Below are 22,125 nucleotides of genomic sequence, written 5' to 3' on the forward strand. Positions count from 1 at the left end.
TACTTACCAATATTGATAACATTAATTTTTTCATAACATACTCCTAAGCAACCGAAACGACTCTGAACATCCCTGCATCCATGTGATACAAAAGATGGCAGTGGAACGCCCAGTTTCCTGGTGCATCAGCGGTGATCAACATTGAAACCTTTTCACTTGGCTTGAGGCTGACAGTGTGTTTTCGAGGGCGAGGATGATTGCCATTTTCAAGCTCCATCCACATGCCGTGGAGGTGAATGGGATGGTCCATCATCGAATCATTCACTAAAATAAGACGAATTCTTTCGCCATACCTAAAGTTGACAGGGCCGTTAACCTCACTAAATTTTTTGCCATCAAAGGACCACATATAACGCTCCATGTTGCCCGTTAAATGCAGTTCAATAGTTTGCGTGGGTTCGCGATCATCTGGCCATTCTTTGGCGCCGACTAAATCAGCGTAAACAAGTACCTTATGCTCCACATTTTCTAAACCGATCCCTGGTTCATCAAATCGACTTGACGGATTTTTTGCAATCATAGATGCGCCGACACCATGACCATCTGCGCTATGTTTAATCGGTATGTTATCCACTGGCACCACTTTTTTATGCATCGTAGTGTGGTCCTGAGATTGACTGCTCATACCAGGCATCTGGCCGTCCATCGCCATCTTGGATCCCTGTTTCATTCCTTGCATCGGCTTCTCATTTTCCATATCCATCCCTTGCATCGAGGACATGTCACCCATGCCCATCGCAGCCATTCCCCTTTCAGGCATTGACCGCAGCTCAGGTATATTGGCTTGTTTGCCAAGTTCAGTCGCAAGTGTCGCTCTCACGTACCCGCTTCTATCCATACTCTCGGCATACATGGTGTAAGTGTTGGTTGATTTTGGTCTAACGATGACATCGTAGGTTTCAGCCACTGCAATGCGGATTTCTTCAACCGTAACGGGTTTGACAGGTTGACCATCAGCGGCGACCACCGTCATTTCCAATCCAGGTATACGAAAGTCGAAATAAGTCATGGCGGACCCATTGATAAGGCGCAGCCGCACACTTTCATTTGGCTTGTACAATGCAGTCCAATTGTCAGACGCATCTCTTCCGTTGATTAAATAGGTGTAAGTAGAAGCGGTTACATCCAAAATATCTCTTGGATTCATGCGCATTTTTGCCCAAACAGCACGCTCCTTAAACGCATTAATGAAGCCCTGTTTCTTAACGTCAGCAACAGTGTCCTCAATAGTTCTCTGCTGATAGTTGTAATAACCCTCGGCAACCTTTAGGTTTCTGAAAACAGCATGGGGATCCTCAAATGTCCAGTCACTCAATAAGATAACGTGCTCGCGGTCAGCTCCAATATCACCATCGGCAGGATCTATTATCATTGGACCAAGGTGTCCAGATTGCTCTTGCAAGCCTGAATGACTGTGGTACCAGTAAGTACCATTTTGCTCTACTTCAAATTCATATTTGAACGTTGAGTTTGGCGCGATACCAGGAAAAGCAACGCCAGGCACACCATCCATAGTGTATGGCAGAATAATGCCATGCCAGTGAATAGATGTACTAGTTGGCAAGTTATTAGTTACATTAATTCTTGCTTGCTGGCCTTCTTTAAGTCGCACTAAAGGACCAGGTGAGGTCCCATTTAGTGTAATCGGGCGGCCTGTACCACCAGCAATTTGCATGGTTTGTTGATCGATTGATAAATTAATTTCATTACCACTAACCACACCATCCCCGAAGCTCTGCCTCAGTTGATTACCTTTGGTGAGACCTTCCGGTCTCGCCCAAAGCGCAGGAACTTGACCAAGAAGTGCAAGCCCTCCTGTAGTGCTAGCCACTTTTTTAATAAAACGACGTCTATCAATTTGGTTGCTGTTTCGCATAGCAAGCCTCCTTTAAGTTAACATTTAACTTGGCACTGCCGATCGACTTGTAGCCAACAATTTGTGTCAGTTACGTGATCTTAAGTGTGATATTGGGTTGTGATAACAGTATTTACATTTTTTTTATGGGAATATCTTCAAGTAACTTTAAGATGGTGCGGTTGTTGTTAAGTTTCGCTAAGTCAATGAGATAGCTTTTTTCGAGCTCTTGCATTGGTCGGTTTGCCAATAATTCTTTTACCGACTGTTCTTCACCATTTACTATAGAGGTTTTTAAGGCCGCAAAATTCGCGATACTCTGTTCTTTTTGATCTGTCATGTTAGTTCTCATTCGTTGTGTTTCGTTAATCGTTTGTCTTGAAGTCATCGGCCGATGCTAAACTAGCAATATGACCGCAAATGTCGCAATGCAAATGTCTGGGTAAACTAACCACCTGCTCTAATCTAAGCGATCACAAATAAATCCATAAAGCGGTTTACTGGCGTCCTCTCAAGGGCAGCTTGATCTTTACAAAGCGTGGATATCTTTTTGCATTGTTGGTGTGGAAAACGTGATGCTAAATTAGCTTTGAATTTTTGTTGTAACAACGGTATGCCTTCTTCACGGCGGCGGCGATGACCTAGCGGGTATTCCACAAGCACTTCTTCAGTGCTACTGCCATCTTTAAAGAATACCTGAATGGCATTAGCGATAGAGCGTTTATCTGCTTCTAAATATTCTGCCGAGAAACGCTTATCTTCGACAATTTCCATTTTGTCGCGCAGTTCATCAATGATGGGATGAGCAGCGTGAAATTCGTCTTCATAATGTTCGGCCCTCAACCCTCCAAACGCTAATGGAACGGCAACCATGTATTGCAAGCAATGGTCACGGTCTGCAGAGTTGGCAAGCGAACCTGATTTTGAAATTATGCGAATAGCCGATTCATGTGTGCGAACCACAATATGCTGAATATCCGCTAAGCGAGTTTTTACCAGAGGATGTAAAATAACTGCCGCTTCTGCAGCGGTTTGTGCATGGAACTCCGATGGAAAGGAAATCTTAAACAAAATGTTTTCCATCACATACGTTCCATATTTTTGGGAAAACGAAAACTGACGTTCAGCCTCAGGCTTAAGTGCTTGGTTTTGGTTTGTTTTCGAGAAAGAGACATCATAAAATCCCCATTGCACAGCTGTTAATACGCTTGGTATGCCCATTTCACCACGCATTGACATATCAGCCAAACGAACCGCTCTTGAGGTAGCGTCGCCAGCCGCCCAAGATTTACGAGAACCGGTGTTTGGTGCGTGTCGATACGTTCGCAGTGCAGAACCGTCTACCCACGCGTGAGAAATAGCCGCCATAATTTGCTCTCGATTGCCGCCCATCATTTTAGTGACAACCGCAGTTGAGGCAACTCGCACTAATAATACGTGGCATAAGCCAACACGATTAAAAGAGTTTTCTAGCGCAATAACACCTTGAATTTCATGCGCCATGATCATGGCTTCAAGTACTTCTCGCATCATAAGAGGCCGATCACCTTTAGATAACCTAACTTGAGACAAATGATCCGCCACCGCCAATATGCCACCTAAATTATCCGAAGGATGTCCCCATTCAGCGGCTAACCAAGTGTCGTTATAATCAAGCCAGCGAATGATGCAACCAATGTCCCACGCGGCCTTTATCGGATCGAGCTTCAACGATGTTCCAGGCACTCTGGCACCATTTGGCACAAACGTTCCTTGTACCATAGGTCCAAGATGTTTTGTGCATTCAGGGAAGCGCAGAGCTAGCAGTCCACAGCCTAGTGTGTCTAGTAAACAGTTACGCGCGGTGTCGAGTGCCTCCTCGCTAGAGACTTCAAAGTTTAATACATAATCAGCGATATCTTGGATGACATGATCATAGTCGGGCCGATTGTTAATATCTGCATTACTACTCATTTTGTATCCTTCTTCGTTTAATTTATCTTGTGTTTACTTCTTTTCAACTTGCGTTTGCTGCAAGTATTGAAACAATTCACTATCGGTCGATAGCAGCAAAGTAGTATTTTGACTAATGGCTATCTCATAGGTTTGCAATGAGCGTGTAAACGCATAAAACGCTACTGCCTCCTCATTTTGATTATAAGCTGCAGCATAAATGTCTGCTGCTTTGGCATCGGCTAGCCCACGAATTTCTTCTACTTGACGATAAGCTTCCGATTGTATTTTGTTTAAGTCTCGTTCACGGTTACCATGAATTCGAGCAGCTTCACCTTTGCCTTCTGATAAAAAGCGTTCAGCTATTTGTAGGCGTTCGCTGATCATGCGTTCATAAATTTTGGGCCGCACACTTTCATTATAATTAATGCGTTTAAAACGAATATCGAGCAGTTCAATACCAAACACTTTGACCTTTTCTGCCGCCGCATTATAGATATCTTGCTCAACCAACAATCGACCTTTATGTATAGGCACTAAACTGCCAATATCTTGTGCTTTTTCAGCATCGGTCAGTAATGAATCTCTGAGTGGCTGACGGTCTTTAGATGTGCGAATAATCTCAATTAATTCGTGTTTGGCGACGGCATTTCGTGTTTCACTACCAAAAATATCATCTAGCCTTGATTGCGCACTGCGTTCATCGCCCAAACGCAAAAAGTATTGTAAAGGGTCAGTAACCTGCCAACGGGCAAACAAACTTACAGAAATATACAGTTTATCTTTAGTGGGCATATCTGATGGTGTGCCTTCCCATTCCAATACGCGCTTTTCGATAGAGTTGACTTGCTGAATAAAAGGAATTTTTAGTTTAATACCCGCATTAATAACAGGCTCTCCAACGGGTTTACCGAACTGTGTAATGATCACTTGCTCTACTTCATTCACCGTATACAGTGCACTATTTATCGATACAACAATAAACACCAATGCTACGGCACTTACTAACCATAGAAACTGTTTCATTGTGTTGCTTCCTTAATTGTTGTTAAGTTTAAAAGTGGCAGAACGCTTTGCGCCTTGCTGTCAATGATGATTTTATTACTGATCTGTGGCATCACCTTTTGCATGGTTTCTAAATAAAGACGTCTACGCGTTACCTCGGGCGCTTTTATATACTCGGCAAACAATGCATTGAAACGAAGTGCATTTCCTTCGGCTTCGTTTATTCGTTTTAATCGATACCCGTCGGCCTCTCGAATGCGCTGATCGCGTTCTCCTTCAGCTAAAGGAATAACTCTGTTGTATTCGCGGCGCGCTTCGTTTATTAGTTTTTCTTTCTCTTGCTGAGCTTGGTTGACCTTGTTAAAGGAGGCTTGCACTGCTTGTGGTGGGTTTATATTTTTTAGTTGTACTTGATCAATACGGATTCCCATCACATATTTTGTTGATAGTGCCTGCATCTTGCTTAAAGCTTCTACTTCAATCTCTTGCCGACCAATAGTTATCACTTCATCTACAGTGCGATCTCCTACCACTTCCCGCATGACAGATTCTGATACGTAGCGCAGGGTACCAGCAGGATCACGCACCTCAAACAAATAGTATTTGGGGTCGGCAATACGGTATTGAACCACCCATTCGACTAAGGCTGTGTTTAAATCGCCAGTCACCATTTGGGTTTCCCCTATCTGATTACTTAATAAGTCAACTTTAGACTTATCCGACATATAAAAGCGATTCGGAGTAATATTTTGATCGGGATCAGTAGCGCCGGGCGTAGAAAAGCCGAACTCTTGCTTTAGTTGCCGCTTAGTGGGGACTATATTGACTTGGTCGATACCTAAAGGGACTTTGAAGTGTAATCCCGATGGCTTAATCACCTCAAATTTACCAAACCTCAGTACTACCGCTACGGAATCACTAGGCACCGTATATAAGCTGGTGTAACCCGTAAATACGATCAATAGCACAATAAAAACACTTAGTACGGTTTTGATTTTCCCTGTAGGTAACCCTTTTTGAATAGCGCTAAACAAAGTTTTCCCTGCTTTTTCCATAGCCACTTCTCGCTTAGTGTCTTCTTTTTTACTCGCTTCATTTGATGTAGACATTGCTTCTCACTTTGTTGGTGATGTCGAAAATATCTTGTGTCAATAACCAGATAGTTAATAATTCAATGATACAAAATAGATCTTATAGTCTCTGTGCGGTAAGGCACTTACAGCGCTTGTGAGAAATTTTTATAAACCATTGGCGCGCTTTTATTGCTAAGCAGTTTAATCATTGATTAATGATAGATTTAGTAGATATTGTTGTCGTAATTGCTCAGTTAATCGTCACTATTAAGGCTGTTTGACACACGTAGTAATAATCCTTTTACTTCTTTGCCTAATTCTTGAATATCGGGATTATCCACCACTTGCATTACAGCTTCCTGATCCATAAAAGAAACAGTAATTGTGCCGTTGGCTTCTTCGCGCACCACTACATTACAAGGCAGCAGCAACCCGATATCGGTGCGGCATCGCGCATAGTCTCTCCGGCGGTCAACTCGATGGCGAAGACGTTATAGCCGTTTTGGAAAATGAAAATAAACCCGCTGCTGTATTAACCAGATAGTTAGAGATTCAACATAAACAACTTTGCAAATGATATGGAGAGATTTAGTGTCTTAAACACGAACCGGAACACATGACAGAAACTCAATCTACTCTGCAATGCCGCCCTGTATGATCCACTCTCATCTTTGACAAATTCTGGCACGAGTAATATCTCGGCCAGTTTGCGAAGGTGTATAGCGTTTGCTTACCTTCAAGCATGTTTGTGGTCTTTTGGCTCGATAGGGTTATGTCGTAAAAACAGGACCTCGACAAGCAGAATAGCCAGCATTACAACACCAGCGACACCTACCACCAATGGATCGCTGTTTATCTTTATCCAGATGAAGCCAGCCAGAACAATCAGATCAAGGATAATGGCGACGACCAGAATACTAAGTCTTGCATCAATTTCATCGCGCAGATTTCGCAATATTCCCCAATGTACCGCGATATCCATAATCAGATAAAAGATGATGCCCAAAGCTGCAATACGCGTCAGATCAAAAAATATCGTTAACAGCAAACCTAAAACGACTGTGTAGACAAGCGTATGCTTTTGGATACTACCAGGCATGCCAAAATGGCTATGGGGAACGAGTTTCATTTCAGTCAGCATTGCCAACATCCGAGAAACCGCAAATATGCTGGCGATGACCCCGCCTGCTGTTGCTAACATAGCCAGAACAACCGTAAACCAGACAGCATATTCACCCAGTGCAGGTCTTGCGGCGGCGGCCAATGAGTAATTTCTGGTTTCGATGATTTGCTCAAGTGTCAGGTTACTTGAGACAGAAAAGCCCACCAGCGCATAAATCACCACACATAAAGCGATTGAGATCATGATGGCTCTGCCGACATTTCGGTGAGGGTCTTTCAACTCTGAGCCACTATTAGTGATCGTGGTGAAACCCTTAAAGGCCAAAATACCCAGCGCGGTTGCACCAATAAAACCTGTCACTGAAGCGTCAGAACTGACTGTTGAGACATTAACTTCTACTGTATCAGCCACTATTACGCCTACGATACCGAACAAAACGATACCGCCAATCTTGATAAAACCAAGCACTGATGCGACACCTTCGATCATCTTGTTTGCGGACAAGTTGATCACAAATGCGACCAGTAACAATCCTGCACCCAATGTTGGTACCAACAAGCTACTATCGTCGATATCAAAAAGCTGTAATGTATATGTGCCAAAGGTACGCGCCAGAAAACTTTGGGCTATCACCATAGAAAAATACATCAACAGGGAGTGAAAAGCAGTTGTCACTGTGCTGCCATAAGCCTTTTTTAGGTACATGGCAATTCCACCCGCAGAAGGATAGGCATTCGACATTTTTACGTAAGAGTATGCACTAAATATGACAACCACCGCAGCCGAAAGAAAAGCCAGGGGAAAAAGACTCCCTGTCATCTGAGCCATCTGCCCTGTCAAAGCAAATATGCCTGCCCCAATCATAACGCCAGTGCCAAGCGCAACCGCACCAACTAAGGTCAGGCTATCTTTACGATAGTGTTGTTTTCTATCTTCGTCTTTATTCATAATTAATCCTTATTTTTATCCACTAAAAAAGTAAAAAGGACTGTTTCCACCTTTAATACTTAGCAAAGGACGTGTTAAATAAACCTCTGCCACGCCTGAAATAGTATGACTACAATAGAAGTTATAAAACCAAAGAGTGAGACCCAACGAGGAAAGGATATTCTCTGCTTACTATCAAGGTTTTCCCTTCCTTTAATACGCCAAAGAGAGAGATTTACGATGGCAAAAATTATCAAGATAATAAAACTGGTAGACTCTGCTAAGGTTTGTAGCGGGAAAAAGGTGGCTAAAACCAGCACAATGCCGGTTATGAGAGCGGTTGCACGAAGCGGTGTCTGGGTTTTAGCATTGATCTTTCCTAAAAAAGTCGGTGCTTGGTCTTTTTCAGATAAACCATAAATAACACGTGAAGCCATAATAATCTGTGCTAATGCGCCATTAATAATTAAAATGCTGACAATTCCCAATATTTTCATAGAAAAATCGCCGTGCCCGCGCAAAATTTCTGCAACGGGTGTGTTACTAGATGAGAGCACCTGAGTCGATACGGTTAACACAGCGATGGTAGATACCACTATGTATAAAAGAGTCGTTAGGACAATACACACTAAGATGGCGATCGGTAGATTTTTTCTGACATCTTTGACCTCTTCAGCCATATTGACCATATCTTCAAAACCGATAAAAGCATAAAATCCTAAAAATGCGCCTGAAAATACACCCAGCCAAACGGTACTATTTGTCGGGATAAAGAGTTCGGTCCATCTACTTGATAAGGCTTGTAAACTGTCTCCGGCAACAAAGACAATGTAGACTAATGCGCCTATTTGTATGACACTTATAATGGCAACAAAAGCGACGGATTTTCCAATCCCCCACCCTGCAATAATACCCATACCAAGCACTAAAAAAAGTATCGTAAGTGTTTGCGAGACAGATATAAAGTCTTGTATAAAACCAGCCGTAGCAACGGTGATAGTGGCTGCTGAAACAATCCCAGTTACAATAACCAACCAACCAACAAGCGTAGAGAAGTTTTTACTTGAAAATCCTTCCTGAGTGTAGCGCGCTTCACCTGCACTAAAAGGAAACCGCGATGATAACTCAGCAAAAGAGGTGGCACTGATAAATGCCAATCCCCCTGAAAGTAAAAAAGCCAACGGCATAAAAAGTCCGGCCTCTTCGGCAATCTCTCCAAGCAAGGCATAAAACCCTCCGCCGACCATAGTGCCTAGTCCATAAAGGATCAGCATGGGCAGTGATATGGAACGATTGAGTTTTGTTTCTGACATTTATACACCTCTTAATGTGTAGAGTATGTAAAGCGTGGTGATATAAATAATCAAAACGGCTATGGAGTCCATCCCCATTCGGAGAAAGGTTTGAGATTTTCTGACAATAAGTCCAATAACATAAATAGCCGTGACAACGATGCCTGAGACAAGCGCAAATTTTGCAGAGTCGTTCACGCTATTGAGTATGGCGCCATTGAGGTAAAACATATCTGCAGGTAAAAGTAAAAATATCATAATAAGATTACTGCCAAAGATATTGGATATGGCCATACTCTGCGCACCCAAACGTACCGCAGCAATACTCGCACTAAGTTCGGGCAAAGAGGTACTACTTGCTAGTAAGGTTACACCGATAAAGCTTGCTCCTAAGCCTGATTGTGTCGCGATAGATTCCGCTGTTTGCACGAGTAATATACCTGCAATGAGTATCGCTGAACTGGCAAGACCACTGAATAAATAAAGTTGTTTGGTAGTATGTGAGTCTTTAGCTCGTTTATCCTTTGGGTTGGCTTTTTGTTTTATATCTTCAGAAAAATTTACGACACTCCAACCATTGTTTTTCCCATAATCTAAAAACATAAAGATTGCTAGTATGTACAAGATAGCTAATAAAATAGGGCTTGCTCCTATGTGCCAAAACACAACGGTATCACCTAGCATCGTTGCGACTAAAACCAAAGATAGCAGCAAGATCAATACGACGCCCTGAAGCAGGTTGATAGACTTTCGCGCCGCAAAACTCAAAGTCGTCGTGCCAATAATGAATATATCGGCGATGGCAAGAACAGCAGTCTGCATCGTCATACCGCCAAACATAGCATTTAAAACAAGTTCCCCATTACCATGTAAAGCACCTGTAGTGTTAGTGACTATTTCTGGGAGTTGTGTCGCAAGGGCGAGAAATATAAATCCCATACTCGCTTTATCCCAATTTTTACGATCAGAGATGATGTCTGCATAGGCAGTTAAGCGTGTTCCAGAGATCCATACCGTCACGCCGGCTAATATAAATAATATTATGTTTAGCCAGAAGGGAAATGTTTGAAAATTCAGCATCGCACCAATACTGTTACTAGCAAATTGAACATCCATTTTTCAGCACCTGCTTTATGCTTTGTAAAGGCCAAAATACCAAGCGAGGTTGCCCCAACAAATGTCAGACTATCTTTTTGATAATGGAATTTTTTATCTTTATGGTTACTCATACACCCGCCTTTTAGTTTTTTGCAGAAGGAATTTTTATCCGGCAAGCACAAAGGCTATTGTGCTCACCGATAAGATCACAATTAATATTAAACCAACATCCAACACGTTAGGAAGTTTGCAGTAATAAAGAAAGTCATCAATTTTCCCAAGGACTTTCAACACCAGAAGGTTTGACTGTGAAGTAACTTTTACTTGTGGCTCAAAGACCTTTACCGCAAGTTTCCCACTCTCGACCGCAGCCTCGATGCTCCAAACATCCGCCGTTGTTTTGGTGTGAGCACCCGCAAGAACTAGGTTAGATATTGTCGTCTTTTGCTTGGGCATATATTGCTGGGTGTTTGTCGCGTTTACCCATTTGGGTTGCGACGTTTTTATTCCTTTAGGAGAAAATTCCCATTCATGCCACACTTTGATCTTAACAATGGTAAAATCTTGCCAGCTTTTGCCGTCGTTAGCATTTTTCACCAGCTCATCTAAGGCATAACTCTGTTTTAATTGAAATAACACTTCATCAAGGAATTGTTCCTCCGTACATTTTTCCAAACAAAGGCCATGCACTGGCCCCTGAACCTTTGATACACAAGCGGTGACTGTCCACAGTGATTGAATATCTTGTCCCAGAGCACTACGCTTTCCCCATGCTTGTTCCTGAGAAAAAAGTGTCAGGTTAAAGGCGGAATCTGAAAGTACAAGCGCAGACCTTTTTCGCGACCAAAGCATTTTTTCTTTGAAGCCAATTCTAAAGGATACCTGAGTGTGAGGTCCCTGTTGTACAAGGTTTCTAAAAAGATTGAGTTGCGGTTTATTTTCTAAAAGCGGCGTTCGCTTCAAAATATCTGCCGCACAAAATGGGTTCACTGCAAGCACATAGATATCGGCCTGAACGGTTTCTCCATTGGCTAGTTCTGCTGCTGTTATCTTGTTTTCTTCAAAACGTAAACGATGAAGTGGGGCCTGCCAATAAAACTCAACCTGCTGTTGCTTCAGGTAATCGACCCACTTATCAAACCAAACCTCACTGCTGGGGCCGTTCAAAAGCAGCCATCCTGTCCGAGCCTTATGATCCCAAGGTCCACCTTCACTATCGCCATGATGACGATATGAATACTTGGTGACTAATTGCTTCCGGAAAAAATGGGCGACATGATGAAAAGAAACATGACACCAATCAGAGCCCACCCAAGGACCAAAAGTGGAACTCCAAGTACTAAGAGTTGAGGCGGATAAATAAGGTCGCCAAGCTTCTTTAGCCTTAATAGTGCTGTATTTATGGCTACTGCGAGTATTGGAACACCAGGCCTTTAGCATCAGCCAGCTCCAACGCCATTTTTCTTTGCTCGTCATACTAAAGAGGTTTTTCACATCGACATTGCTAGAATTAGAATCACCAAAATTAGCCGTACCTGCATTAGGCGCCAAGCCAAATTCTACGGGCCGTGAAAGAATGTTGTCATAGAGATTGGAGTGCTTATCAAAGGGAATTTCCTTGATGAGTTCAAAAAAATTGTTATACCAAGGGCCCATTCCATGCCAAGAGTATTCAGAAGGCATATCCTGATCTTCTTTCCTTCTGGCACTTCTAAAAAAACCGCCGGCATCAGGATTTGCCTCGTACACTTTGACTTTATAGCCAAGCTTTGAAAATTCATGCGCTACCGTGAGTCCGGAAATACCGCCACCAAAAACAGCGACACTTTTACTTTTCACTTCTGTGGAATTAGACATAGATTCGGCTACCATTTTTTACCTCTAACATTATCGTCAGTCGCTTTTAACGCGCCACTAAGGCTGTGGCTTTGCAGTGTCACTTTTATCATCATCCAGCCAATAACCGGGGCGTTCATAATGATTGTAGATAACCATTTCCGCCTTACGATCCACTTGCATTGAATCGTTATACGGCGGAGCGTCTTTCACTTCATGTCGTGTCAGATTGACAGACGCCTTAGCATCAGCCCAACTTATATCTTGAATCCAATGTGGAGGAATAAGTACTTGATGACCAAGCCACCAGTTACTTGTATTAACTATCATGTATCGAATAGCCCAAGTATCTTCATCGATAAGCAGCCCCTCTATATGGCCGATGTCACCATCGGTAGCATGAATGTGGTAGTCGATTATCGCCTGACAACTACGCAGATGTATGTCGTCATCTTGGTGCTGTTCGGCTTTAGAATCCTTCGTCACTTGTGGATCTTCATCATGGGGTGGCGAAACAAAGCCGTCGTGCCTCGTTAACATCATACTCGGATACATACCTCCGCCCCACATACCATAACCTCCCCAATAATATGGATAGCCGTAGTACTCGAATAACTCGATTTCTTGCTGTCGAGAGACTGGCTTTTGGGTATTGATGTCTGGGCTATTCTCGACTTGGTCTTTTGTGATCGAAACAGGTAACAGCTTATCCGCCCAGTTCGGTATGCCTATAGATATAGGCGATATCAGTACTTTTCTACTCGAAAGCCAAGTACCTGTGTCAACAACGAGATAGCGAGCACACCAAGTTTTGTCATCGAAATAGACATCTGTGACATGACCAATGTTGCCATCTGTCGCTTGGATAATATAGCCTTCTAGATTTTTAATAGTTCGTAACATGAGATCTTTTCTCCTTCAAATATAAAATAGTCAAACAGGGTTAGATATAGAATATTAATACACTGAATTGGTAACTCTGTCGGTGCGCTTGCGAACATTAGAAGCTGTTGTTCTGTCGAAATTACTGTTACAGAAAATTATTGACTATTGATACAAGGCAAAGTCTTTGTTGTGTGGTTGTTTCACATAAAAAGGCTATAAAGCTTTGTGCTCCTGCAATGTCATTACCCCACATCCATGTGGGGTAACGCAGTAAAAATAGCCATCAAGCGTTTCTCGAAGGATTTGACTAAAAGCGTCTTACTCTTTGTTACCTGCATGGATGCAGGTACTTAGCCTGAGCAGGATGCGGAAGCTCTGCTCAGATTTTACATATAATAACTATGTAACAAGCCTAGCTAATGCTCTGGCAGTGGAACATAACCAGCCTTCGTTGTCACCGCTTGACCTGCTGTAGAACGGGCATAATTAAGAAAGGACTGTACGGCTGGATCGGCATCTTGGCCTAGCGGGATATTGATAATCATACTGAGCCTGCGCGCGAGAGGATAACGTCCGCTTTGAATTGATTGAATCGAGGGAGTAACCGCTGTTTCCTCTACCTGTGGGGCGATCGCCAACGCACGGATACCAGCCAAGTCTCGCGCACTACTAGCGAAACCAATAGCAGCTGGGTTGTCGACCAAAGCCCACACCACGGATGCGGGACCAGCAAGCGCTTGGAAATTGGCACTAAAATCGCCATCACACAGGGCAACGTGTTTGAATAACAGGTACGCGCCGTTGGCGACTGTCAACCCCAGAGCTGTAATATGCTTATTGCTCAATCCTCCTTTCACGCCCAATTGGTGCCAGCTGTGCAAGGGCTGCTCGGCACCACAACGCAGAGTGGCAGAGTAGATAGCGTCAAGCTGTGGCAGTGCTATTTGCTTTAGCGGGTTTAGTGAACTGACATATACCGCCACTCCGTCCATAGCCACCGGATAAACAGTGGGAGCATAGCCGAAGTGCTCCATAAATCGCGCATTCTCATGCTGACTCAAAGGCATATCCGTAAGCGCGGAATTAGCGCTACCGTTGAGTAACGCTTCAACACCCACTGCACCGCCTGCATCCGCGATAGTGATCGAAATACGGGGGTTGCGAAGAGTAAAATCGTCGGCCCACAGACTAATTAGATTCGCTAGAGAAACAGAACCAGTGACCACGATATGTCCGCTTGGCGGTGGTTTTGATTCAGAAGCTGCATAACTCGGTGCTAGGAAAATGCAGAGCAGCGCTGGAAGTAGCACCAAAATCTGTGACCGTAACATACGCGCCGTCGAACGGCAGTAAGAATTAAATAACACAACAATGCTGTTGAACATAGTATTTTTCCTGCTAGGCTCTGGAGATTACCCGATGGGCATAGCTTTATTTTCTTCTGGAGGTGACCGACTTAATACTATTGCCGATCGTGTCCCACGCATTATCAATACCTGCAGTGAGTTCTTCCCATGCGTCATCACTGGCGTCTTTAAGTTTGACAAGTTTACTGTTAGCACTTTCTTGCATGGTACGTAGTTCTTCGATTTGTTTGTAGTACTCAAGTTGTGCTCCGGCTTGAGCTTTTTCTGCTTTTGCCTTGAGCTTAACGATCTCTGCACTCAACTCATCCAATTGCACTTGCAGTTTTTTTTGGTAAGCTTCTTTCATGTTCATTATTATTTTCCTTTCTTGGTTTATATTTAGATTGAATGGCTAGTTTAAAACTTTAAAGGCATTTTCTGGCTCCTCACAAACTCAAGCTCTACTGCCTATTTACCGCCTAACTAACCGGTTACTGCCTTTGAAAATAAGGTTTGTTAACGTTGAGAAATCTTAGTTGGTTATCCAAATTTCGGCTTTAGCATATTGCTTGTTACTAAACACCTTTAGTTGGCATGGAATAGCAAATTTAAAAACATCACTTGCTGATTTAATCCACGTTTTATCAGTAACAATCGCTATCTAATTCCAAGACTTATAGTGATCTATAGCCAACTTTGCGTCGTCCCATGATATTTCCTCATTAAAGGATTAAGAAGTTCTGTTCAATAGCAAACATTAGGTAATGGGATCGATTGATAATTCCTGATAAAATAATAGGAGTAAATATGGATAGGTACCGGATAAGATGCATAAACCTATATTTTATAAATTGCTACTTTTGGGCATTAATATCAGATTGCTGATCTTGATATTTCTGACCTAAGTAAATGATATCAGGATGAGCTTTTTTAGCGGCTTTAGCTTTAACTGATTTTTTGTCACTAGGCTTTTGATCTTGCGTTAATTTTTTCATTAGTTACTCCCAAAGTTCTGTATGTTTAGGTGTTTTAATAATGTCTTTTTAGGTTTATTAACCGATTATTGAAATTGTGGTTTTGCCCTATAGAAATAGTTTCTACTTCAACAGACTTTTGTTCACTGGGATTCTGTATAACAGATTTTTTATCAATATTTGACGTTTTCATAGTTACCTCTACATTCTCGCCAATTACGCCACTGTAAAAGGCTAAGAAGTAAAGTGTAAGTCAAACTAGCTTAGGTATCTGTGCGATAGTGCACTTTATATGATGAAAATTTAGAATAAGGGTTGGCGAAGTTTACATAAAAGATTGTAAATAGGCTCCGCACGTTGCAGCAGGCTAACTTATTCTATGGCAGAAATTTCTTCTAACCTATCTGTTTCTTGTTTAACCACTTCATAGCACTCACAACACAGGGTTTCAAGTTTACTTCTGTCTGTCACGGTTATATGGCCGCGCTTGTAGGTAATAACCCCTTCCTTTTGTAATTTTCCCGCAGCTTCGGTAACGCCTTCTCTTCTAACGCCTAGCATATTTGCGATCAACTCTTGGGTCATCGTTAGGTTATTGGTTCTTAGGCGATCTAGGGAGAGTAGTAACCAGCGACAAAGTTGTTGGTCAATGGAGTGATGGCGATTACATACAGCAGTTTGTGCCATTTGCGCAATTAATGTTTGAGTGTAACGTAACAGCAACATACGAATTGTAACGTCATTATGAAATTCTTTACGCATTAGTGAAGCTGGCATGTGATACGCGTAGCCTGCACTTTGCACAACTGCCCTGTTAGGCGTACTTTCCCCGCCCATAAAAACAGCAATACCAACAACGCCTTCATTACCAACAACCGATATCTCAGCTGATGAACCATTTTCGGTAACATAAAGGAGAGAAACAATGCTATCTATAGGGAAATATACACAAGTAAGATTTTCCCCAGATTCATATATCACTTTCCCTAGAGGCAACTTAACAAGTTTGAGCTGAGGGAATATTGTATTTTTATTTGCTTCAGGCAACAATTTTAATAATTTGTTATCGGCGGGACTATTCATTTTTCTCCTTAAAATCATTTTTCCTTAAACTAAAAATTCTGCTTTACTCTTATTTTTTAGCTCAAATGTAGCGAACACGAGATAAATCTCGCAACTTCATAATATATCCTTCCTCCATTAATATTTTTGCTTTACGTTAAATGTGAACAGATGAGAATAGTTTTCTCTTACTTGGATCAATGCTTGTGACTTTATTTCTATTCATCATAAACGTTGTTACTACGCTTTCGGCCAGTAAGGATTGTTCGTGTTGTTATCAGCTTCACCCTTAAGTGGGTAATTTGGTAGCCGATTATCGTTACCTACACGATTTATATGAGAAGTTGTTTGGATTAGTACCTATGGACAAAAGACTAGCATAACAAAATAGCAAATATCATTATGTCGGCTAGCTAACATAGGTGAAAGAATATCCATCATGCGCGCAATTCAGTGGTTTGCCAAGAGATATAACTAACTTTTCATTATAACGAACCGATATTGTTACTTTCGCAACTTACCGGCTTGTGATACACGTTTTATATAGTTATCTCACTCAAATTTTTCCCTCACGTTAGCACTTCAATATAAGAGCTGTTCTAATCACTCAATATTAAATAATCCTTCTCGAACAGACTAAATACCACTCGTAAGTGGATCTGATAGTGGAAAGCAAAATCGTGAATGAATGATAGTTGACATAGTTGTCCCTAATGATTTAGTGATTGTTAATTGAGAACGATATTTTGGATGAGATAAAATTTAGAGAAGTTACTATTCCTAGATAGTACTTGCTAAATTATTCATTTGAGGTGGTATGGCAATATATTTTTGTCAACATTCATATCTATTTAGAAATTACTAATGTCTTTTGATAAGCATTAACAGACGAAAAATAGCATTGACAGGATGAATTTTCGAGGCCATATCTAGACAAGATATTAATTTGTCCGCGGTTATAGCTTATAATGCCTTGACGTTGTAAACAACCTGCCGCAATAGTGACAGCGCTACGGCGTACACCCAATATTTTCGCTAAAAACTGATGTGTTAGCTGAAGATGTTCAGAATTAGTACGATCCTGTGTCATTAATAACCATCGAGCAAGCCGTTGTTTGACTTCATGAAAATTATTGCATGCGCCAGTTTGAGCAAGTTGTTGTATCAAGACATAGAGATAATTGTGTATCAATTTACTTATCACTAGATTATTTTTTACTTGGTGGTGGAACATTGTTGCATCCATTCGCAACGCACTCCCTGAGCCTTGGACTATCGACTTCATTGGTGCCTTTGGATTTCCAAGAGCAAGCGTGGCACCTAGCATGCCCTCATTCCCAATTAACCCCATCTCTAAGGACTGTTTCTCACCAACTTCTACAAATGATGAGATAAAGCTAGTTAGTGGAAAATAAACATATTTTATGACTTCATCAGCAATATTAAGTGTTTCGCCAAACACTAGCTCTACAGGCGTGCAAACGTCAAGAAATAACTGGCGCTCTTGTATAGGTAAATAGTTTAATAAATGATTATTTACCGGTGAGGTGCAAGTTGCAGTCACTAGAATCTCCAATGAATAAGTCCATAAATCAAGGAACGTAATCGTTATTGATAACATGGGCTAATATTGGTTTTTCGTCTGTGCGTTATACCACTAAGTATGTAAATCGTTAATATTGAAATGTATTTCATTTAAGGTTATCAAGAAGTCTTTAACAAAACATCAGCTTCATTTTAAATTCACGAATTTTTTAAAGTGAGACGTTATGGGCAGAAAGTGCCACAAAGAAGACCTAATTTAGTCGTGAATTTACCACAACAAATAGTCAGCGCTGCCACTTGAGTCCAAATAGTGAATGCAACGCTATCCTTATTACAAAGGAGTGTAGCTATGAAAAAAGATCTCGTAATACTTATACTGTCCATCAAAAATCAGTAACGTGGGAACGATACAAGCAAGGTTGCACGCCAACTGATATCGCTAGAATGTTAAAATGGCACACTCTGAACTTAGATCAGTCTATACATTGGTTTTCTAGTTAATAGTAAACATGACATTCAAGAGTAATTCCCTTATTTGACACAACGTTTGTAAGTTTGATAGCGTGGACGAGTCAAGGAGAGGCTTATACCTCTCCTGTTATTTTGAACCGTAAAGGAGAAATCATGACTAAAAGTAATCAGCACAAAGCAGCTAAATTCACGGTACCTGGCATGGACGAAACGACGGCAAACCGTGTTATATCTACTTTAGACAATCGTATGGTAGCACTGCTCGATTTGGCCCTCACACTCAAGCACGTTCACTGGAACGTTGTTGGCCCCAATTTTATCAGTGTTCACGAAATGCTAGATCCTCAGGTAGACGCTGTACGAGACATGACTGACACTATTGCAGAGCGAATAGCTACTTTGGGTGGAACCCCATTAGGCACACCGCAATCTATTACTGATCGTCGCACCTGGGATGATTATTCGTTAGGTAAAGCATTGGTTATGGAGCATCTGGGTGCCCTTGATTTAGTCTACAACGGGGTGAATAGCGATCATCGCAAAGCAGTGATTGAAATGGGAGAGCTAGATCCTGTATCGGAAGACATGCTCATTGGTCAGTTAATTGATATGGAGCAGTTCCAATGGTTTATTCGTGCGCATCTTGAATCTTCTGACGGTGATTTAGTCACAGCCAACAACCACACCGAGTCGGGTGCAGCGAAATCTGCACGTTCTTAAACCGATCTGATTATATTTATTTTCGATGGCGCCTTTGGCGTCGTCAAATTCCTCGACATATATTTCAATACGGTATCAAATTCCACGAATTCATCCGAAGCTTAAATAATTTAGCTATAGCTAAGATTTGCTATTTTCTGACTCGTCATCGGCGTTCTTTGCCTCAGTGTCTTCAACTTCGACTTTTGGTGTACCATCAGAATTAAATTCGGCTATCGCTTCACCAGAGGATTTCCAGCCTTCTCTTTCTTCATCAGTTGCTTTGGGCGAGAATAACCCGGTAAAAGCATAGAAAATTCCAATTAGGGGAGCAGTCCAGCAGGCAAAAGCAAGTGGTATGTACAAAAGGTTTTCTACATTACCATCGGCAATACCAAGTCCGAGAGCTGCAATTACAAATGCGCCACCCGCATTCCATGGAATTAGCGGAGACATTAATGTTCCGCCTTCTTCAATTCCGCGTGATAAATTCAAAGTTGAATAACCCATACCACGATAAACCGGTGAGTACATTCTTCCCGGTAAAGCAATAGATAAGTAGGGATCACCGGCGACTAGGTTAGTTGCAAACGCGGTTCCAATAGCGGCGGTTTGAATGCCAGCAAAACTAGTGACTTTACTCTTAATCGCATTAATAATCGATTTCAAACAACCTGTTTTCTCTAGCGCTCCGCCAAAGCCCAACGCAATCAATATTAAGGAAATTGTCCACATCATGGATTGAATGCCACCTCGATTTAACAGGCTGTCAATCTCTCCAATACCGGTGTTTATTGAATAGCCATTGTTCGCAAAATCAAAAATTGATTGTAAACTCTGTCCCTGAGCAATCATTGCTGTTGCCCCACCCGCTACAACGCCGGCGAATAGTGATGGCATGGGAGGATATTTCTTTATAGCTAAGCCCATCACAATCAAAGCTGGCAATAATACCCATCCTGAAATATAAAAGTTTTCATCTAAGGCACTAGTGATACCGCTAATTTTTTCAAATGAAATGCTTTGGGTGTCGATGACGAAAAATCCAACTAGCAAATATATAATAAGTGCGATCAGCATAGCTGGGATGGTAGTTGCCATCATATTCTTTATATGAGAAAAAACGTCGGTGCCGGTAACCGCAGGGGCTAAATTAGTGGTGTCGGAAAGTGGTGAAATTTTATCACCAAAAAATGCTCCTGAAACTACAGCGCCAGCAGTCCAATATGCAGGGATATCGAAGCCTTCTCCAATTCCCATTAAGGCCAAACCAACAGTACCTACACTCGCCCAGCTAGTGCCAAGAGCAAGGGAAACTATGGCGCAAATTACCATACCAGCAGCTAGGAATAGTTCAGGCGAAAGTACTTTTAAGCCGAAATAGATAATACTTGGTACCGTACCGCTGGCAATCCAAACTCCAATGATCATCCCAACCGTTATTAAAACCGATACCGAAGGTAAAGCGACGTGAATAACGTGAAAAATGCCTTTCTCTATACCCTTCCATTTCAGTCCTAGCTTAATTCCAACAATACTCGTAATGGCTAAGCCAATGGCAAGGGGAATGTGAGGCTCGAAAATGCCAAAGTAAAATATTTGTGTCCCAAGAATAAGTAGAGTTAACACGACGGGCGTCAAGGCAAGTAATAAACCCGGATTTGCACTTTCTGTCCGTTTCATTTAAATACCTCATGTTTTTTATTCATAAATTAGGTGACGAATAGTCATCGTGATTGGTAAAACAATAGGCCAACTTAACTTGTTACGGCTTTGAGAAAATCACTACATCGTCGACCATTAAGGATGACAAAGGTAGTGTCACACATCATTCATCCTTTGGAGGCCATGCATTATTTGCCGATTTTTTTGATGTAAATTATTGATCAAATCCTGAATATACTCTTTACTATAATTGTTGATTATCAATGGTAAAATGGATCTTAGCCACATTTCTATTTTCTCATTTATCTCTAACATTACAGCGATTATTTTTTCACTGTTTGCATTAGGAGCTAATGCTAGTTTTTCTATATAAACTAATAACTGCTCGTCAATATCATCATCAAACCACATTTCAAATATTTTAATAGGCGCCTCTATCAATGAGGTCATTAAATATTGGTTTCTGACTTTTTGCTTGTCTGTTAAATAATGTAAAAACATCCTAGCGCGTTCTTGCTCTGTCACTTTAAGACTTCTCTCATAAAACGCTAGCGTTGCGGTATTCAATGTTATTAGGTGTTCAAATACTTCACTTAATTGGTGATAACGCATAACTTTCCTTTCTATTCTGAATTGTCTGAGCCTAGAGCATGTCGCCAACTTTGGTAACTGCATAGGGAGTATTGAAGGGGCGGTCGAGAGTGAAAGCCAAAATTGTCACTTCCTGTTCTGACACCAATTAAGCCATATCTACATCTTTGTAATCACCAATGGAACCTTTAATAATTTTTTGTGCTATATCGGTTTCGTCTTGCGTAAGCGTTTTTGCGACAATCACAACTTGCCCACTGGTAATGGCATCTTCAATTAAAGCAGATAGTGACTTTGCATTTTCCGCCGCACCTATCGTCGCCCCCACCAAACCGCCAATACTTGCACCCCAGCCGAGTAATACGAGTGGTGCAATCAAAGGGCTTGCTACAAATAAAGTGACATTCGCGGCAATAAGACCGACTTGAGCCAATGCACCTATTCCTGTTCCTGCCACTGTACCAATGGTGCCATCTACCAAGATTTCTTTTAAAACTTGATTGCTACTTTCTACCGGTTCATGCACCGGTGCTGTTGTGAGTTCACTGTAAGTTTGCACGCGTTCGCGCGGCAGACCTTGAGCAGCAAGTTTTTCCAACACATCATTGGTCTCTTTGCTGTGCTCAAAAAAACCTGTTACATAATGCACGTAATCATTCATGATTTTTCTCCTATAGTTAGACCAACAGCCCCTAATGTATTAATCACTATTATTGATTACTAAGTTAGTATTAGCATAGCTAGTT

At 41.7% G+C, this 22,125-nt stretch carries 22 protein-coding genes and 1 pseudogene; 1 reads left to right on the plus strand and 22 read right to left on the minus strand.

What is annotated here, in order from left to right; translation table 11 throughout:
* Positions 1-43: 43 nt before the first annotated feature.
* The 19 genes and pseudogenes from H4J38_RS10515 to H4J38_RS17360 all read right to left on the minus strand — a co-directional run bounded on the left by H4J38_RS10515 (position 44) and on the right by H4J38_RS17360 (position 17,972).
* Complete coding sequence (locus tag H4J38_RS10515) at positions 44-1,876, minus strand: copper resistance system multicopper oxidase (RefSeq protein WP_182131734.1); 1,833 nt, start codon at positions 1,874-1,876, stop codon at positions 44-46.
* Positions 1,877-1,988: 112 nt separating this feature from the next.
* Positions 1,989-2,195 carry a hypothetical protein gene (locus H4J38_RS10520; RefSeq protein ID WP_182131735.1) on the minus strand — a complete coding sequence of 69 codons (207 nt, stop codon included), beginning with the start codon at positions 2,193-2,195 and terminating at the stop codon, positions 1,989-1,991.
* 125 nt (positions 2,196-2,320) lie between these two features.
* A complete protein-coding gene (gene prpD, locus H4J38_RS10525; protein WP_182131736.1) occupies positions 2,321-3,808 on the minus strand; it encodes a 2-methylcitrate dehydratase in 1,488 nt (495 codons plus the stop codon).
* A gap of 33 nt (positions 3,809-3,841) precedes the next feature.
* Positions 3,842-4,813 (minus strand): protease modulator HflC, encoded by a 972-nt coding sequence (hflC, locus tag H4J38_RS10530; RefSeq protein WP_182131737.1) that lies wholly within the window; start codon positions 4,811-4,813, stop codon positions 3,842-3,844.
* Complete coding sequence (gene hflK, locus H4J38_RS10535; RefSeq protein WP_404842611.1) at positions 4,810-5,751, minus strand: FtsH protease activity modulator HflK; 942 nt, start codon at positions 5,749-5,751, stop codon at positions 4,810-4,812. The genes hflC and hflK overlap by 4 nt, the downstream gene beginning before the upstream one ends.
* A 368-nt stretch (positions 5,752-6,119) precedes the next feature.
* Positions 6,120-6,296 carry a DUF302 domain-containing protein gene (locus H4J38_RS10540; RefSeq protein ID WP_259365488.1) on the minus strand — a complete coding sequence of 59 codons (177 nt, stop codon included), beginning with the start codon at positions 6,294-6,296 and terminating at the stop codon, positions 6,120-6,122.
* A gap of 305 nt (positions 6,297-6,601) precedes the next feature.
* Positions 6,602-7,936 (minus strand): APC family permease, encoded by a 1,335-nt coding sequence (locus H4J38_RS10545; RefSeq protein ID WP_182131738.1) that lies wholly within the window; start codon positions 7,934-7,936, stop codon positions 6,602-6,604.
* A 74-nt stretch (positions 7,937-8,010) separates the two neighbouring features.
* A complete protein-coding gene (locus tag H4J38_RS10550; RefSeq protein ID WP_182131739.1) occupies positions 8,011-9,228 on the minus strand; it encodes an APC family permease in 1,218 nt (405 codons plus the stop codon).
* Positions 9,229-10,323 (minus strand): hypothetical protein, encoded by a 1,095-nt coding sequence (locus H4J38_RS10555; RefSeq protein WP_310733467.1) that lies wholly within the window; start codon positions 10,321-10,323, stop codon positions 9,229-9,231. It lies immediately after the preceding gene.
* Positions 10,281-10,436: a hypothetical protein gene (locus H4J38_RS10560; protein ID WP_182131741.1), complete on the minus strand. Its 156-nt coding sequence runs from the start codon at positions 10,434-10,436 to the stop codon at positions 10,281-10,283. Before H4J38_RS10560 ends, H4J38_RS10555 begins: the two co-directional genes overlap by 43 nt.
* Positions 10,437-10,470: 34 nt before the next feature.
* Positions 10,471-12,162: an FAD-dependent oxidoreductase gene (locus tag H4J38_RS10565; protein WP_259365489.1), complete on the minus strand. Its 1,692-nt coding sequence runs from the start codon at positions 12,160-12,162 to the stop codon at positions 10,471-10,473.
* A gap of 57 nt (positions 12,163-12,219) precedes the next feature.
* Entirely contained in the window at positions 12,220-12,681 is a 462-nt protein-coding gene (locus tag H4J38_RS17225; RefSeq protein ID WP_259365500.1) for a PRC-barrel domain-containing protein, read from the minus strand.
* A 213-nt stretch (positions 12,682-12,894) separates the two neighbouring features.
* Positions 12,895-13,044: pseudogene (locus H4J38_RS17230) on the minus strand (PRC-barrel domain-containing protein); the annotation flags it as partial.
* Between the two features lie 398 nt (positions 13,045-13,442).
* Positions 13,443-14,411, minus strand: coding sequence for a PstS family phosphate ABC transporter substrate-binding protein (locus H4J38_RS10575; protein WP_182131744.1), 969 nt, complete (start codon positions 14,409-14,411; stop codon positions 13,443-13,445).
* Positions 14,412-14,457: 46 nt separating this feature from the next.
* Positions 14,458-14,745, minus strand: a complete 288-nt coding sequence (locus tag H4J38_RS10580; protein WP_182131745.1) for a coiled coil domain-containing protein — start codon at positions 14,743-14,745, stop codon at positions 14,458-14,460.
* A 159-nt stretch (positions 14,746-14,904) separates the two neighbouring features.
* The gene (locus tag H4J38_RS17455) at positions 14,905-15,033 is read right to left on the minus strand and encodes an STAS/SEC14 domain-containing protein (protein ID WP_404842612.1); all 129 of its coding nucleotides are present in this window, start codon (positions 15,031-15,033) and stop codon (positions 14,905-14,907) included.
* Positions 15,034-15,226: 193 nt separating this feature from the next.
* Positions 15,227-15,367, minus strand: coding sequence for a hypothetical protein (locus H4J38_RS10585; protein ID WP_182131746.1), 141 nt, complete (start codon positions 15,365-15,367; stop codon positions 15,227-15,229).
* A 351-nt stretch (positions 15,368-15,718) separates the two neighbouring features.
* Positions 15,719-16,429 carry a Crp/Fnr family transcriptional regulator gene (locus H4J38_RS10590; RefSeq protein WP_182131747.1) on the minus strand — a complete coding sequence of 237 codons (711 nt, stop codon included), beginning with the start codon at positions 16,427-16,429 and terminating at the stop codon, positions 15,719-15,721.
* An 826-nt stretch (positions 16,430-17,255) separates the two neighbouring features.
* Positions 17,256-17,972 (minus strand): Crp/Fnr family transcriptional regulator, encoded by a 717-nt coding sequence (locus tag H4J38_RS17360; protein WP_310733468.1) that lies wholly within the window; start codon positions 17,970-17,972, stop codon positions 17,256-17,258.
* A gap of 605 nt (positions 17,973-18,577) precedes the next feature.
* On the opposite strand from H4J38_RS17360, the gene dps reads away from it, so the two are divergent.
* Complete coding sequence (gene dps / locus H4J38_RS10600) at positions 18,578-19,144, plus strand: DNA starvation/stationary phase protection protein Dps (RefSeq protein ID WP_182131749.1); 567 nt, start codon at positions 18,578-18,580, stop codon at positions 19,142-19,144.
* Between the two features lie 120 nt (positions 19,145-19,264).
* Here the strand turns inward: dps and nhaC are convergent, their stop codons facing one another.
* The 3 genes from nhaC to H4J38_RS10615 all read right to left on the minus strand — a co-directional run bounded on the left by nhaC (position 19,265) and on the right by H4J38_RS10615 (position 22,040).
* On the minus strand, positions 19,265-20,806 hold the full coding sequence (gene nhaC, locus H4J38_RS10605) for a Na+/H+ antiporter NhaC (protein ID WP_182131750.1): 1,542 nt from the start codon (positions 20,804-20,806) through the stop codon (positions 19,265-19,267).
* 138 nt (positions 20,807-20,944) lie between these two features.
* Complete coding sequence (locus tag H4J38_RS10610; RefSeq protein ID WP_182131751.1) at positions 20,945-21,400, minus strand: hypothetical protein; 456 nt, start codon at positions 21,398-21,400, stop codon at positions 20,945-20,947.
* A 127-nt stretch (positions 21,401-21,527) separates the two neighbouring features.
* Positions 21,528-22,040, minus strand: a complete 513-nt coding sequence (locus H4J38_RS10615; protein ID WP_182131752.1) for a hypothetical protein — start codon at positions 22,038-22,040, stop codon at positions 21,528-21,530.
* Between the last annotated feature and the right edge of the window lie 85 nt (positions 22,041-22,125).

Origin of the sequence: Colwellia sp. BRX10-3 (assembly GCF_014077505.1) — a bacterium.
Taxonomy (GTDB): Bacteria; Pseudomonadota; Gammaproteobacteria; order Enterobacterales; family Alteromonadaceae; genus Cognaticolwellia.

Excerpts from the sequence above, each read along its gene's own strand:
- dps (WP_182131749.1), top strand. The coding sequence starts at position 18,578 with ATGACTAAAAGTAATCAGCACAAAGCAGCTAAATTCACGGTACCTGGC.
- H4J38_RS17225 (WP_259365500.1), bottom strand. The coding sequence starts at position 12,681 with ATGTTAACGAGGCACGACGGCTTTGTTTCGCCACCCCATGATGAAGAT.
- H4J38_RS10515 (WP_182131734.1), bottom strand. The coding sequence starts at position 1,876 with ATGCGAAACAGCAACCAAATTGATAGACGTCGTTTTATTAAAAAAGTG.
- hflC (WP_182131737.1), bottom strand. The coding sequence starts at position 4,813 with ATGAAACAGTTTCTATGGTTAGTAAGTGCCGTAGCATTGGTGTTTATT.
- H4J38_RS10575 (WP_182131744.1), bottom strand. The coding sequence starts at position 14,411 with ATGTTCAACAGCATTGTTGTGTTATTTAATTCTTACTGCCGTTCGACG.
- H4J38_RS10590 (WP_182131747.1), bottom strand. The coding sequence starts at position 16,429 with ATGAATAGTCCCGCCGATAACAAATTATTAAAATTGTTGCCTGAAGCA.
- H4J38_RS10615 (WP_182131752.1), bottom strand. The coding sequence starts at position 22,040 with ATGAATGATTACGTGCATTATGTAACAGGTTTTTTTGAGCACAGCAAA.
- H4J38_RS10560 (WP_182131741.1), bottom strand. The coding sequence starts at position 10,436 with ATGAGTAACCATAAAGATAAAAAATTCCATTATCAAAAAGATAGTCTG.
- H4J38_RS10550 (WP_182131739.1), bottom strand. The coding sequence starts at position 9,228 with ATGTCAGAAACAAAACTCAATCGTTCCATATCACTGCCCATGCTGATC.
- H4J38_RS10520 (WP_182131735.1), bottom strand. The coding sequence starts at position 2,195 with ATGACAGATCAAAAAGAACAGAGTATCGCGAATTTTGCGGCCTTAAAA.
- H4J38_RS10545 (WP_182131738.1), bottom strand. The coding sequence starts at position 7,936 with ATGAATAAAGACGAAGATAGAAAACAACACTATCGTAAAGATAGCCTG.
- H4J38_RS10555 (WP_310733467.1), bottom strand. The coding sequence starts at position 10,323 with ATGGATGTTCAATTTGCTAGTAACAGTATTGGTGCGATGCTGAATTTT.
- H4J38_RS10565 (WP_259365489.1), bottom strand. The coding sequence starts at position 12,162 with ATGTCTAATTCCACAGAAGTGAAAAGTAAAAGTGTCGCTGTTTTTGGT.
- H4J38_RS10610 (WP_182131751.1), bottom strand. The coding sequence starts at position 21,400 with ATGCGTTATCACCAATTAAGTGAAGTATTTGAACACCTAATAACATTG.
- H4J38_RS10585 (WP_182131746.1), bottom strand. The coding sequence starts at position 15,367 with ATGAAAAAATTAACGCAAGATCAAAAGCCTAGTGACAAAAAATCAGTT.
- nhaC (WP_182131750.1), bottom strand. The coding sequence starts at position 20,806 with ATGAAACGGACAGAAAGTGCAAATCCGGGTTTATTACTTGCCTTGACG.
- prpD (WP_182131736.1), bottom strand. The coding sequence starts at position 3,808 with ATGAGTAGTAATGCAGATATTAACAATCGGCCCGACTATGATCATGTC.
- H4J38_RS10580 (WP_182131745.1), bottom strand. The coding sequence starts at position 14,745 with ATGAACATGAAAGAAGCTTACCAAAAAAAACTGCAAGTGCAATTGGAT.